The organism is Lacrimispora algidixylanolytica (assembly GCF_003609635.1).
GTDB lineage: Bacteria > Bacillota > Clostridia > Lachnospirales > Lachnospiraceae > Lacrimispora > Lacrimispora algidixylanolytica.
On record NZ_MCIA01000016.1, the window covers coordinates 1 to 14,542 of the forward strand.

14 protein-coding genes are annotated in these 14,542 nt (G+C 42.7%); 4 read left to right on the forward strand and 10 right to left on the reverse strand.

Going from position 1 to position 14,542, the window contains the following annotated elements; all coding sequences use genetic code 11:
* Positions 1-130 precede the first annotated feature (130 nt).
* Positions 131-1,042 (reverse strand): AraC family transcriptional regulator, encoded by a 912-nt coding sequence (locus tag BET01_RS10855; protein ID WP_120196828.1) that lies wholly within the window; start codon positions 1,040-1,042, stop codon positions 131-133.
* A 125-nt stretch (positions 1,043-1,167) separates the two neighbouring features.
* Between BET01_RS10855 and BET01_RS10860 the strand changes: the two genes are divergently transcribed.
* Both BET01_RS10860 and BET01_RS10865 read left to right on the forward strand, forming a co-directional pair.
* Positions 1,168-2,355 (forward strand): MFS transporter, encoded by a 1,188-nt coding sequence (locus BET01_RS10860; RefSeq protein WP_120196829.1) that lies wholly within the window; start codon positions 1,168-1,170, stop codon positions 2,353-2,355.
* Positions 2,356-2,365: 10 nt separating this feature from the next.
* Entirely contained in the window at positions 2,366-2,719 is a 354-nt protein-coding gene (locus BET01_RS10865; RefSeq protein WP_330512744.1) for a hypothetical protein, read from the forward strand.
* Here the strand turns inward: BET01_RS10865 and BET01_RS10870 are convergent.
* Positions 2,711-3,805, reverse strand: coding sequence for a CdaR family transcriptional regulator (locus BET01_RS10870; protein ID WP_120196831.1), 1,095 nt, complete (start codon positions 3,803-3,805; stop codon positions 2,711-2,713). The two genes, BET01_RS10865 and BET01_RS10870, sit on opposite strands and share 9 nt — an antisense overlap.
* A gap of 194 nt (positions 3,806-3,999) precedes the next feature.
* Between BET01_RS10870 and BET01_RS10875 the strand changes: the two genes are divergently transcribed.
* Positions 4,000-5,145: a glycerate kinase family protein gene (locus tag BET01_RS10875; protein ID WP_120196832.1), complete on the forward strand. Its 1,146-nt coding sequence runs from the start codon at positions 4,000-4,002 to the stop codon at positions 5,143-5,145.
* On the forward strand, positions 5,146-6,414 hold the full coding sequence (locus tag BET01_RS10880; protein WP_120196833.1) for a GntP family permease: 1,269 nt from the start codon (positions 5,146-5,148) through the stop codon (positions 6,412-6,414).
* 44 nt (positions 6,415-6,458) lie between these two features.
* Here the strand turns inward: BET01_RS10880 and BET01_RS10885 are convergent, their stop codons facing one another.
* Genes BET01_RS10885 through BET01_RS10920 form a run of 8 tightly spaced genes read right to left on the reverse strand, consistent with a single transcriptional unit; the run spans position 6,459 to position 14,540 of the window.
* The gene (locus BET01_RS10885; RefSeq protein WP_120196834.1) at positions 6,459-7,445 is read right to left on the reverse strand and encodes a hypothetical protein; all 987 of its coding nucleotides are present in this window, start codon (positions 7,443-7,445) and stop codon (positions 6,459-6,461) included.
* Positions 7,446-7,460: 15 nt separating this feature from the next.
* A complete protein-coding gene (locus BET01_RS10890; RefSeq protein ID WP_120196835.1) occupies positions 7,461-8,072 on the reverse strand; it encodes a Fe-only nitrogenase accessory AnfO family protein in 612 nt (203 codons plus the stop codon).
* Positions 8,073-8,381 (reverse strand): PqqD family protein, encoded by a 309-nt coding sequence (locus tag BET01_RS10895; protein WP_158585041.1) that lies wholly within the window; start codon positions 8,379-8,381, stop codon positions 8,073-8,075. It lies immediately after the preceding gene.
* A 1-nt stretch (position 8,382) separates the two neighbouring features.
* Positions 8,383-9,777: a TCP-1/cpn60 chaperonin family protein gene (locus BET01_RS10900; protein WP_120196837.1), complete on the reverse strand. Its 1,395-nt coding sequence runs from the start codon at positions 9,775-9,777 to the stop codon at positions 8,383-8,385.
* A complete protein-coding gene (locus BET01_RS10905; protein WP_120196943.1) occupies positions 9,761-10,582 on the reverse strand; it encodes a beta/alpha barrel domain-containing protein in 822 nt (273 codons plus the stop codon). Before BET01_RS10905 ends, BET01_RS10900 begins: the two co-directional genes overlap by 17 nt.
* Positions 10,557-11,540 carry a homocitrate synthase/isopropylmalate synthase family protein gene (locus BET01_RS10910; protein WP_120196838.1) on the reverse strand — a complete coding sequence of 328 codons (984 nt, stop codon included), beginning with the start codon at positions 11,538-11,540 and terminating at the stop codon, positions 10,557-10,559. Before BET01_RS10910 ends, BET01_RS10905 begins: the two co-directional genes overlap by 26 nt.
* Before the next feature lie 31 nt (positions 11,541-11,571).
* Positions 11,572-11,880, reverse strand: a complete 309-nt coding sequence (locus BET01_RS10915) for a 2Fe-2S ferredoxin (RefSeq protein WP_120196839.1) — start codon at positions 11,878-11,880, stop codon at positions 11,572-11,574.
* 14 nt (positions 11,881-11,894) lie between these two features.
* Positions 11,895-14,540: a nitrogenase component 1 gene (locus BET01_RS10920; RefSeq protein ID WP_120196840.1), complete on the reverse strand. Its 2,646-nt coding sequence runs from the start codon at positions 14,538-14,540 to the stop codon at positions 11,895-11,897.
* Positions 14,541-14,542 lie beyond the last annotated feature (2 nt).

A 14,542-nucleotide genomic window follows, 5' to 3' on the forward strand; every position in this document is an offset into this window, starting at 1 on the left:
AATTCAAGCCATTTTTATCATTATAAAAGACTGCCATTCAAGCTTTGCTACTTACACCTGATCCTAATCCTGTAACAGATTATTTAAGATCGATTGCTCATAAGTTACCACCAACTGTCTCATGACAACATTAAGCTGGACCGCATTTCTTTGTAAATGATTGTCTATATTCTAATGGGGAAAGCCCTTTTAATTCACGAAAGCACTTCGAGAAATAGCTAATATCTGAAAATCCACAGCTTGTCGCAATTTCATTCGCTTTTTCATCGGATGCAGTTAATCGTTCCGCTGCTTTTTCAATGCGGTATTGAATTAAGTAACGAATCGGTGTCGTTCCAATTACCTGGCGAAAACAGCGCAGACACACACTTTTGCTGACGTATGCACGATCGGCAATGATATCCAGAGAAAGTTCCTCTGAATAATGTTCTTCCATGTACTGTATCATAACCTTAGTTCGCTCAACTGATAATTTTTCTCGGTAGCTAATATTTACATCTGGCACTTGATGATTATTATTTAAGAGCCGAAATGCTTTTGACAAATGATAACGAACAAGATTTTCATAATCTTCTATCTCTTCCACAACAGCCTTCCATGCCGTTGCCATGTCTTTAATCAGTTCCGCCTGCCAGGAAATGGAATGATCCAAATGCAGATATCGAAAAGATTTATCTTGCATAACGGGAGTAATAAGCTTTTGCCAAAAAACGCTGTTTATATTACCTCCTATTAGTCTGGCATGAAACACCAGAGAGTTGTATTTAGCTTCTACCGTTTTTCCATTATCAATATTGTGGAGCACACCAGAATTGATAAAGATAGCATCTCCCTGCATTAATTGAATGGTTGTTTCTTCCACCTGTATAGGAGCAATCCCTTCTATTATCATGATGAATTCAAATTCATCGTGCCAATGCCACGGTATCGCAGTTAATGCCAAATCATCTTCATAGCAAGCAATGGGAAACATAACAAGCCCATGCCTTACAAGCTCTTTTTTGGTTTTATCAATGGTAACTTCACAAGCTGATAATGCCACACTCACAACCACCTTTCCATTATAGACAAAAATGAAGATATAATCATAGGATATCGACGATTTTATTCTATATTTCTTACCTTTACGCTGATATAATCATATCAACAAACAAGGAGGAATACAAGATGACACATTTACTTTTAGCCATTATCTATATTGCTTTTATTAGTCTTGGACTACCTGATTCTTTACTGGGTTCTGCCTGGCCGTCCATCTATACAGAATTCGGTGTGCCACTTTCTTATGCAGGAATTATTTCCATGATTATCGCACTTGGAACCATTGTTTCTAGCCTTCAAAGCGATCGATTAACACGTAAATTGGGAACCGGCAAGGTAACTGCAATCAGTGTTGTTTTGACTGCTCTTGCACTATTCGGTTTTTCTACATCACATTCTTTTGCTATGCTTTGCCTTTGGGCAATCCCTTATGGTTTGGGTGCAGGTAGTGTTGATGCTTCACTGAACAATTATGTTGCCTTGCACTATGAAAGCAAGCACATGAGCTGGTTACATTGTATGTGGGGGATGGGTGCAACTCTGGGGCCTTATATTATGGGCTTTGCACTAACAGGCGGAAATGGCTGGAACATGGGTTATCGTTACATTGGTATTTTGCAAATCGTGTTGACTGCAGTACTGTTTTTCAGCCTTCCACTATGGAAAAGCTCGAACACTTTTACTTTGGATCACACAGTTACAAGTAAAAAGCCACTTACACTCTCTGAAATCATTCGTATTCCTGGTGCAAAAGAAGTTATGCTATGCTTTTTCTGCTACTGTGCCTTAGAGCAGACTACGGGGCTTTGGGCCAGCAGTTATTTGACCCTGTACAAGGGCATCGCCCCTGAAACCGCGGCTAGTTTTGCCAGTTTGTTCTTTATTGGAATCACCATTGGCCGGGCACTAAGTGGATTTATTACCATGAAACTGAGTAATGTTCAGATGATTCGCCTGGGCCAAGTTTTTATAGCAGTAGGTATTTTCACAATGTTACTTCCTGCCACGCAGATTTTTTCACTCATTGGTCTGATTATAATAGGTCTTGGATGCGCCCCTATTTATCCTTGCATCATACATTCAACTCCGGCACATTTTGGAGCGGAACGTTCTCAAGCCATTATTGGGGTGCAAATGGCAAGTGCCTATATTGGTACCTGTCTCATGCCGCCATTGTTTGGAATAGTGGCAAATAAGATCACAGTCGCATTATTGCCATTGTATTTGCTGGGTGTTTTACTTATTATGATCCTCATGCATGAGTTGTTAACACGTAAAACTGGCACTTGTATTGGAAAAGAAAGGGAGGGATGAATTAGGTCATTTGGATTTAATTACTCGTTACGATCCAAATGGAATTTATCCGTTTGAAAAAGTACGTCCCATTATCACTGAAATTTTGAAATTCGTAATCCGGGATGGAAAAGGGATTGAAGTAAACACCTCCAGTCACCGGTATGGCTTAAAAGATATGACTCCCTCTAGAGACATCTTGAAGTTATACCAGGAGCTGGGAGGAACTATACTTACCATTGGTAGTGATAGCCATGAAAAGAAGCATCTTGGAGCTTATATTACAGATACTAAGCGTGAACTTCTTTCTCTGGGATTTCATAGGTACTGTACCTTCCAAAAAATGAAACCATGTTACCATTTTCTAAGCAAAGATTTAGAGTAGGTTTACATTCAACCACAGGGCAACATACAAAATAACTCCGTGTCTGAATTCTCTAGGGTTATAACCAGATAACCTATAAATGCGGTCCAATTTATATTGAAGTGTATTTTTGTGGAGAAATAAGATCTCACAGGTCTTTGCCAGGGACATTCCCTGCTCGTAATAGGTTCGTAGCAGGCTGATATCTTCGTCACTAAGTGCGGAAAGTGTCTTTTTTAAATATTCCTCCCGTGATTTAATATCAATACTTCCAAGAATTATTTCTATGTCCAGCAAATCAAACTCTGCATAGTTGCTTTTAGCCACTTGCAGACTTTTTAGGGCAATATAACTGTTATCATAGGAAAGCTTAAGCTGATTTATCTCCTGATTGCTTCCTACTCCAATGGATAATATATGCTCATAATCTGCCGCCAGCTGTTTCAATATGGGAACCGTTTGTGGCAGATTTTTTTCGTAGACCACTGCAATAAATTCATTGGGATAGGTATAAGAAAAAAGTGGAGCCTGGATGGATTCCAGGGTGCGAAATAGTTTTTGCTCAATCAGGGATATATTGACCACATTATATCTGTTATTTAAAAGGAGGATAACTGTCCGCATGTTCTCTGTGGCATCTACCTTCACTTCATTTAAGCATTGATTTAAGTATGCTCTGTTTGAAAAATCTCCGGTAATAAGGCTTCGCACGATATAATTCACTTTTTCTTTCTGTGTAAATATAGCGGCGTCCATCTCCTGCTCACGAATCAAAAGCTGTGTGATGCGAATGGCAAGATTTGCGTACTTGCGGACCTCATCTGGTTCCCCGGTGATCCCTATTACTGCCACAAAAAGTGCATTATGAAAAATCGGTATGTTTACCCCTTTTTGTGACCCTTGAAATTGTTGTTCACCCGTTGTCTCAATCACTTCTCCCGTCATCGCAGCCCGGTAGCCAATTTCGTGAAAATCACCAATCCTTTGATGATTGGTACTGGCAAAAATAATTCCGCTCCCATCAATGAAATTAATATGATAGCCGCTCACGTCCTTCACTGTATCTACGATTTGCTGAGCCAGCTTTTTGCTGATTTTTGTAATCATACCACTCCAATCTGAAATCAATCCTGTGAAAATAGATACAAGCTTGTCCTATATGTTAAGTGTAACATAAACTCACAAACTAAGGAACAAATATATGTTATTCAAACTATATATTTCTAATGTAAATTCTGTATAATTACGATTATAATAAAATAGACATGATCCTTTATGAAATAGTCGTTTGGAGGTTTAACATGAATATAGTAATTGCCATAGATTCCTTTAAGGGCAGCCTTTCTTCCATGGAAGCAGGGGAAGCTATTGGGGAAGGGATAAGACGAGTCAATCCAGAAGAATCTATCACAATCTATCCTTTGGCAGATGGAGGAGAAGGGACGGTTGAAGCATTGGTACATGGAATGAAAGGAACGCTACTTTCCATTACTGTGACTGATCCCTTAGGAAAGCCAGTGAACTGTGCCTATGGAATTATAGAGCATACTAAGACTGCAATTATTGAGATGTCGGGTGCAGCCGGAATCACACTAGTTCCAGAAACAGAGAAAAATCCAATGCAAACTACCACCTACGGGGTTGGAGAGGTTATTAAAGATGCCATTACAAGGGGATGCCGCAGATTTATCATTGGAATCGGAGGAAGTGCTACCAACGATGGAGGCGCTGGAATGCTTCAGGCATTGGGGTATGAGCTTTTGGATTCCACAGGGAAAGAGATTCCATTTGGAGCCATCGGACTTTCAATGCTTAAAACCATTACTGATACGAATGTAATTCCAGAGTTAAGAGAATGCACCTTTTATGTGGCCTGTGATGTGACAAATCCTCTTTGCGGTGAGCTTGGATGCAGTGCAATCTATGGACCTCAAAAAGGGGCGACTCCTGAAATGATTACAGACATGGATAAATGGCTGGAACATTATGCCGCCTTGTCAAAGAAGTCTTATCCGAAAGCAGATGCAAACCAGGCCGGCACAGGGGCTGCTGGGGGGATGGGATTTGCGTTTTTGACCTTTACCAATGCAGTACTGGAATCGGGAATAAAAATTGTATTGGAGGAAACCAGACTGGAGGAAAAGATAAAAGACGCTGACCTTGTAATTACAGGGGAAGGACGTTTGGACGGGCAGACTGCCATGGGGAAAGCACCAATCGGCGTTGCAAAACTTGCCAAACAATATGGGAAAACCGTGATTGCTTTTGCAGGAAGTGTAACCAGAGATGCCGGGGAGTGCAACCAATATGGAATTGACGCATATTTCCCAATCTTGCGTACCATCACTACACTAGAGGAAGCTATGAATTCAGAGAATGCCAAAAGAAACCTTTCCGACACCGCAGAACAGGTTTACAGGCTATACAGGAAAGGAACGGAAGGATAAATGACAGTTACATTTACAACCATAGGGGCTTTACTTGGGCTGATCACAGCCATTGCACTCATAAATTTAAAGGTTCAGCCTGCATATAGTTTGATTCTGGGAGCTTTGATTGGAGGTATCATTGGAGGCGGTGGACTAGACGCGACCATTGCTGCAATGATTACGGGATGCCAGGGAATGGTGTCTGCTGTTTTAAGGATATTGACGTCAGGAATTTTAGCTGGAGCTCTCATCATGACCGGCTCGGCAGAAAAAATTGCAGATGAGATCGTAAATAGACTTGGGTCGAAACGTGCCTTCCTTGCCATTGGTTTGGCGGCTATGATTATATGTGGGGTAGGGGTTTTTATTACTGTTACCGTGATTACAGTAGCCCCCATTGCTCTTGCTATTGGTAAAAAGGCTGGATTTCCAAAGGAAGCTATTGTTCTTGCTATTATTGGGGGAGGTAAAGCGGGAAATATTATTTCCCCAAATTCCAATACCATTGCTGTGGCAGAAGCATTTCAGGTTAACCTAACTTCCCTCATGATGAAAAATATGATACCTGCTATTGTTGCTGTCCTTGTTACGGCAATGCTCGCAGCTCTCCTTTCAAAGAAACCGGGCATCCCCATTACAGACGCTGATTTGGAACATGGCACCAGCCATAATACAACATTGCCATCCATTTGGGCCGCTTTAAGTGGCCCTGCTGTTGTTATTTTCTTGCTGGCTATGAGACCCTTGTTTCAAATCACCGTTGATCCTTTGATTGCGCTGCCAATTGGCGGACTGATATGTACCATCGCATGTGGTCGCAGAAGCCAATTTTTAACATATGCGGAATTTGGATTAAACAAGGTGATGGGAGTATCCATTCTTTTGTTGGGAACCGGAGCCATTGCAGGTATTATCAAAGCCTCATCTCTGCCTTCTGATGTCCTTGGCTGGCTCCAGATGATGAATTTACCAACCTTCCTCCTTGCACCAGTCTCTGGTATATTAATGGCTGCCGCCACAGCTTCTACGACTGCAGGTTCTACCGTTGCATCACAGACCTTTGCAGGAGTGCTCACTGGTGTGGGTATTTCAGCCCTTTCTGCCGGAGCTATGGTGCACTGCGGCGCAATCGTCATTGATTCCCTGCCACATGGTTCCTTCTTCCATGCGTCCTGCGAGCCGGTGAACTTAACCATTAAGCAGAGAACCAAATTAATTGGTTACGAAGCAATCATTGGTCTTAGTGCCACCTTAACAGCGGTGCTGCTTTATCTTTCAGGACATTAACTGGAACGCAACATGATTGCAATCATAATTAGACACCGCCACCTTTATTCCGTCATGGATTTGTTGCACAGAGAACAGTTTGCACAGTCCGAGGGAGAGCAGTGCAATCCTGGTCTTGCAAAAGGCTCGATGGTAAAACCACATAACTCCAAATCATATTTGTCATGATCAATGATCACCTCTCCTGTTTCCATAAGAAATTCTATTTGAATTCCGGATACAGCAAGGAGGTCATCATAGAGAGGATGAACTTTTACATGGGGAGAATATTTTTTCATCTCTTCCTCATCGGTCTGGACGTAGATCGAGTGATCGCAGGTGATCAGACTTTTTATCTCCCCACTCTCTGTAAAGGAAAGAGAATTGCTGTCTGCATTGATTCCATTCTGGTCGGGATCGTAGGCGGTTAATCTGCCGATGGGGGTGGGTAATAACACTGGATCAGCCGGTTCCACGGATTTTAAGCTTCCCGATTCATATAAAGAAACGCCCACCTTTGTCTCCACCATTCCCATAGGAGTCAATATTTTTGCCATTTCTCCGGGAAATAAGGTGATGCTTTTGATGTCTCCACTTTTGTAAAAACAAATGCCATTTATCATTCCTTGAAATTCTGTAAATCCAAGATCAAAGGTCAACGAGATGTTAAGATTCTTTTCATCTTCTTCTGTCCAAAAGCCACTTAACTGCCCATCTAAAATAAATACCCGGTGTAGCTCTCCTGTGGAATAGAACTTTATCAGCTCGGCTGGAAGTTCTCCAATGGGAGTGTGTACCTCTTGTTGTTTTTCTAACGCCACACTAATTACCATTCCCTGCTTATCAAACTCCACAGACGGTTTCTTTTTCCTTCTTGAATGCTCCGTATAAGCAGGAATCATCTCTCCTGCCTGGGTAACGATCATGTTTTTTTCTGAGAGTTTTACTCCTAACAGCTCTCCCTTTGGATGACAGGTAAAGGAATCCACTCCTCCAAGAATGCCGTAAGGAGTTTGAATGGTACGTCGATCTAAAACCATATAATTTTGCATTGCTTTCACCTCCGGTTAACAATGTTTCCTGGTTACAGTTACATGCTCCACACCATCCTGTGAACGAATCTTCTTCTCATAAGAAGAATCCATCAAAAGCCAAGGAGGAATATGGGCACAGATTAGTTGAAGTTCTAAAAATGGGGTATCAGAAAGAAACGAAGCAAGCGCCTTTTTCGAAGAAATATCAGGACACTCCTTTTGTAGTTCCATTAAATTCAAATAATAAATTCCAGGAGTGCTGGTTTCTATTGGTCCCGGATTTAAAAGCATCTCCTCTCTCATTCTCCTTTTTTCATCGCCTTCTTCCATGTCGGCAATGACTCCTTCAAAGGTCATTTCATCTGCTTTTTCTGTACAGAAAATACCGTATCCCTTCTTATTAAATACGGTAAATGGAATTCCGGTCATTTCCTTGCAGATAACAGCCCTGGCATCCTCTGCAAAGAAGGCCGCTTTTTCTGTGGCTTCCCTCAGTTCCTTTATGGTAATTCCCTTTATAGAGGGAAAGACAGCTGCTTTGATGGGTTTCCAGGTATCCTCTTGCTTTTCGTATATGGTAGCCCGATTGCAATCTGAAAAGGGCGCCAGCTCTTCTTCCCTGCTATACACTGCAATTTTATTCATTTACCAATCCCCTTTCCCAGACTCCTCAATCTCAATTACATTTCCATGAATCAACTTTGCAAGAAACTCTTCCAGTTCCAAAGTGGCATCTTCCTCGTCAATATCCTTTTCCGCTGACAAAAGAGATACCAAATCAGTTACTTTGGTTCCTCTCTCCAGGCTGTTCCAGAGAAAGATGCAGGTTTCATTTACCGATGGCAGTCCGTTTAAAGAGCCATTTTGACTATCTCGTTCATCAAAAATACAAAACTCCCCTCCCAGCTCTTTTAATACAAAACCGGGTTTTAGCCTCACATGTTTTATTATCATTTCAACCTCGTAGTCTTTCCACATCAATCCCGCTTTTTATCAGTTCCATATCCTCTCTGTCATAACCTACACTTACCAATACGGCTCCAATTGTCAACCACAAGTATAAAAGGCTACAGGATTTTCGTATGATTAAGGCAAGGAGCCATGCGCTGATTTCGGGCTCTTTTATGCTTTGGTTTATGACGTTAGCAAGGATAACTTCCGCCTCCGTCTTTAACATAAGGTTCTGAAGATTCTCTTTCCTATAGATACCGTACCGTTCGATGGTCTGTGCATACGCCACTGCACACTCAATCCTTCTTTTTTCTTCTCTGGCCTCGACCAGAGTATCTCCTCCGGCGTAGATTACAGGAGCACTTTTTGAGAGGCCCGCAATCCTCTCTCTTAACTTTTGTTTATCATAATAGTTAGTTTCTGGCTCTTCTATTTTTTTATTGATCCCTGTAATTCTCATAGAGATATCATTGGAATCTGGATTGCCAGCTATGACCGTATACGATCCTGCCATGGTAAGTGTCTTTGCTCTTCCAAGCATCTTCGGAGTAATGTCTTTCATCTCACAAGGATAAATTCCGTCAAACACTCTTGTGCCTGTTAAGGCCGCCGCATCTTCCATGATATCCACTTTTCTTCGTCCCATCCCAGGCCCTTTCATGGCCCAAACGTGAAGGCGGTTTTGTTTTGCATTAGCAGTTAAAAGGGTGAGTGCTTCCCCCTCAATCTCATCTGCAAGAATAAATAAATGATCCTCGCCCAGCTTTGCAAGAAGGGGGTAAATCTCTGAAAAGGAGGAAAGGGTACGATTTGTTACCAGGACCAAAACCTCTGTTTTGGTTCCTGCTCCACCTACGGACAGAGGTCCATCAAGGCGTAGCCCCTTTGTTATTTCCAGCCTTGTCTTTGCATACATGGACTCCTTTACCACCAGTTCTCCGGCTTCTCCCCCCTGAAGTACCAGGTCAGTAATCTGAGGATCCTTTGTTATCTGACCAATTAAATCTGCTTTTCCATGAGGAGAGGAATGGGAATCTTCCATAATAGACTTTTCCAGTGCTTCCGATGCCTGCTTTAAGTCCCTGGCTAGCTTAATGGGATTTAACCCACTGGCGGCCTTTTTGATACAAACAGAGAGCAGGGAATCCATAACTGTTGCAGTTTCCCTGGTGCCACACCCCGTTAGGAAATTGATTTCACCAATTGCAGCGGCGGCAAGGCGAATTCCCTGATTAAAGTAAGAGTCATCTCCTTCCATCTCCTTTGCCACCTCACTGGCAGAAAAGGTGTAACTGCCTTTTACTAAAATTCCACCTTCCAGGGAAAGGGTGCGGCAGAGGCTATGGATGCCATCTGCTATTTTCTCTCTTCCGTCTTCATACTTAATCTGACGTATCATCTCTTACACCTCCAGCCATTATGGATTTTAGTAGATCCTCTGCTTTTCGAATGTCCTGACTGGTCACTCCCAGCTCCAGCTTTCGGTTGGCTCCATGGACAAATTCATAGAGATTGCAGTTTCCTGCCCGCTCTCCAATTCCTAACAAGGTTCCATCTACCATATCCGCGCCGGCAAGTGCCATGACCATAGAATTTGCAACTGCCATGCCAAAATCATTGTGTTCGTGAACCTCTACCTGAATGCCAGTCTGTTTGATTTCCTGAATCAAGGTTCTTGCTCTCCTTGGAAATAAGACTCCTACCGTATCTGCCAGTCGGATGACTTCCACACCTTGCTGCTTGATCAGGCGAATTAAGGATGTTAAAAATGCAACGTCAGCTCGTGAAGCATCTTCCAGTCCAACGGTGATTGGAATGTTATAATCCTTCGCCACTTTGATACATTCCTGCAGCGTATTTTCAATCCACTTTTTGTTCTTTCCCAACTTGTTATAGATCTGAGAGTAGGAAACTGGGGTTCCAATGTGGATCAGATCTGGCTTCTGCCTGGCAGATTCTTCTATATCGCCTGCATTGAGCCTAGACCACACCGATATAATCGCCTGCTTTTTTCGTTTCATGATCTCTCCAATATAATTACACCCTTCTGTTCCGGTATCAAAGATCCCAGCCTCGATTTCATGAATACCAATGCTGTCTAAATAAAGAGCCAGTCTGATCTTATCCGATGGAGAAAATACGATGCCAGGACACTGCTCTCCGTCACGAAGGGTGGTATCAACAATTTTGATTCGTCTTTTCATATTCATCACACTCGCTCAATATGGTTAGAAATTCCTCATCAGTTACTTCTCCACCCTTTTTCATACTCCTTCGTTTCACCATATCCAAAAGCTGTTCTACGTTATAGTTTCCTTCGCAGTGAAATTCCTTCAGTTTATAGCGGATAGAGGCTCCGCCGGAATGTTTCCCTAACACCACCTTTCTGGAGGCTCCCACAAGTTCTGGTGGAAAGGATTCATAATTGGATGGCTTTTTTAATACCCCATCTACGTGAATGCCTGATTCAATGTAAAATATCTTTCGTCCGATAACTGGGGTATGCGCAGAAATTTCGGTTTTTGTCATTTCCTCAAATAAATCTCTAAGCTGAGACAGTTTATCAAAGTTGTGGTTTGGCTTATATCTCTCCACCACTCTTATTGCCAAAAGCACCTGTTCTGTGGCGGCCTTATTGCCGATGCCGGTAAACGTGGTCATGACGGTACCGTTGTGATGATACTGAAGGTAATCAGCCGCAATGGCAGACGCGCAGTAATAGGAATCCTCAGGATAAAGGATGGGCGACACCCCCATAAGCAGCTTCATCCCTCGCTCGTAGATGTCCCGGCTCTCATAAATCAGCAGATCATCAAGTCCGGTAAGTCTTAATTTCTTATCGCCCTCCATCCCCTCTAAACCTTTTAGCTCCCATAAGTCATTGACCTGAATATTACGAATGCTCTTTCCCGTGCCGTCGCAGAAGGAGGACAAAAAGAACTGAACTCCAGGATACTTAAGGCTTTCTGCCATACTGGGAAGCTCCATATAATAGACCAGCCCCTCTGGCAGTTGCCCTTTTAACAAGTGATACACTTTGGGAGATAAAACCGCCCCAGAGACAGACAGGCTTTTTAACCCTTCTAAAAATTCCAGAACCAGTTCCTTTGTCAGTGAATATTCATCAAGCATTGTCAGTGTCGCATCAATCATCTTCATCATCCCACAGCCCCTCCTTTTGCGTGTGAACCTACTAAATCATCAAATCTTTCACTGGTGTACCCCCTTCAAAATGTTCATCAAAAATCCGTTCCACATCATCTTCGGACACATTGCCATACCAGACTCCCTCAGGATATACCACTACCACCGGCCCTTTATCGCAGATGCCAAAACATCCGGTATTACTAATGACCACCTCCCCTGACAGCTCCCGGTCTTCAATCTCTTGCATAAAGCTTTGGATTAAGTCCACACTGCCTTTTTGATAACATAACCCCTTTTGTGTTCCGTTGATTCTGCAACTGGTGCAGATAAGAACGTGATATTTTGGCTGTACCATTTGACTCCTCCTCTTTACATGGCGGCTGCAGCTTTTTTCACCGCATCTTCAATCATGTCATAGGTATTTACTGGTTTGATTCCCAGCTCTGCCAGCTTTTTCGATGGCTCCATACCGATCCGCATAGCTATGACTCCGTTGCAACCTTTGATGGCATTCATAATGCTTTCCATCTTATCTTCCTTTTCTTCGCAGTGTTCTTCTCCTATACAATACTGCTCTACCTTCTTTTTCCCGGCGAAACGGACTTCTCCATTTAAGTAATCATATAGATAGAACTCTTTTGCATGACCAAAATGAGTGTCTACAATGACTCCGCTTTTGGAAGCAACCGCAAACCGGTAATGAGTTTTAACTGGCTGAGAGTCTTTTGCTTCCTCCTGTAAAAACCCTTTTAGCTCTATGGATTTGTCATCGGTTAAGGTTCCCACTGCATCTGCCCGACAGTGCTGGCAGTGATACATCTGAGGCATGATTTCCTCACACTCTTTTCTTATCTCCGTAAGGCGTTTATTGGATATGGGTTCCACCTGTTCGAATGCGCTTCCCTCCACAGGAATCATCTGCATGATGTTGGTGATAAAGCATCCAAGAGATTTCACGACCTTCACCACTTCTGGTACATGGCTGTCATTGATTCCCTTAACCGTTACGATATTCACCTTTACAAGTATGCCGTTGGCAATTAAAAGTCGGATTCCCGCAAGCTGATTTGCCACCATAATGGCTCCTGCTGCATCTCCGGTATATTCTTTTCCCATAAACCTTATGTACTGATACATCTGACCACTGATGTGAGGGTCTACGGCATTTAAAGTTACCGTCACATGAGATACCGAGAGTCTAGCCAGCTCCTCTGCATAAAGAGGAAGCTTAAGGCCGTTGGTAGATAAGCAAAAAGTAACCTTAGGATCATGTGCCCTAATCTGTTCAAATAAAGACTTTACACTCTCCCAGTTTTCCAAAGCTTCTCCCGGTCCTGCTATGCCTACCACGGTTAAGTTTGGCATCTTTTCTTTCACTGCCAGATAGCGGCTTAGGCCTTCCTCCGGTGTGAGGATTACAGAGGTCACTCCTGGCCGGCTTTCATTGGGACAGTCAAATTTTCTTACGCAGTATTTGCACTGAACGTTGCAGGCAGGTGCTACAGGAAGATGAATCCTGGCAAATTTATGACCCTTACAGTTGTAACATGGATGCTCTAATGTCTTTCTCTTCATTTCCTCTTCGCGGCTGTCTATCATAGGTTTCACTTCCATTTCTTTTGTGTCAATTAAGGTGTCTTTATAATAGGAATTGTATAGAGTCTCACGGAAGCTGGTCTCAATGGTATCAATGAGATAATTGGAGATCTCATCCATATATTCCATGGAGCCTTCGTACCCAAGCATCTTTAATCTCTGACCTCCTACGTGGTCATGAATGGGGAACCCTCTACGTACCAGGGGAAGCTTTAAATCCTCTGCAATTCTTCTTCCATCGGAATTTCCTACCATGACATTTGCCTTACATTCTATCATCATAGCCTCGATGTCTTTAAAATCTGCTTTGTCAGCAATCTTATAAGCTTCTGTCAGGTAGAGGTTTCTTAACTTTTCTATCTCAGGAGCCACTTTCTTTAAAAGCTCCGGGCAGGCGGCTCCAGTGGCACATACTACCGGCAAAATCCCGCATTCACACATGAGACGGACGGTGGAATAAACTTGATCTGGTTCTCCAAATACAGCCGCTCTGCCACTGGCATTGTATTTGTGGGAATCAATCATGGAATCCAAATACCGGCCCCTTTCCTTATTCAGTTCTTCCGGAATTGGAAGCTTAGAAATGTCTGAGAGAGCTTTTAGAAAGGCATCCGTATCTCTAAGTCCAACAGGTAGGGAAAGTCTTACATAGGGAACTCCATATGTATTTTGTAAATACTCTGCTACAGAATTTTTCCGTTCAAAACTGCACAATTCCAGAGTAAGCTTTGCCCCTCCCATCTTCTTTAACTGGGATATATGGGTTCCGTGGTGGGGAAGACGGTTGTATTCTTTATCATGCTCTCCATCCAGATTTTCCGACAAATCAGGAAGTAGTATGGCCTCAATTCCAAAAAGCTTTAACATTGCTTTTATGTATCTGGTATCTGCTGGACTTATGGGGGCAGTCAAAACATTTACCAGATTGTTTTTCGTCCCTTCCATTTCTATAGAAGAAACGATGGCATGTAAGGCAGAAAAGTATCCATCATACTGGCTTCCTCCATATCCTGGTGAGGAACAGGGGATGAGGGTGATATCTTTGTATTGGGGGTTTTCCTCCTGAAACTCATTTAAGATTCCAGGCACGTCTTCTCCTATGGTCTCTGCCAGACAGGTGGTCATAACACCAATGATATCTGGATGGTAAAGCTCGATTAAATTCTTTAAACCTTTTTTAAGATTCCCACTACCTCCGTAAACAGTTCCTTCCTCTGTTAAGGAAGAGGAGGCAATGTCAACGGGTTCATTATAGTGGGTAGCCATATGCCTGCGGATGTAAGTTGCACACCCCTGAGAACCATGAAGAATGGTCATGGTATTTTTCAAGCCATAAAATGCAGTTGCACTTCCCATGGGCATACACATCTTGCATGGATTGATATTTAGATTTACCAGAGGTTCTACCTTACTTTTCATCA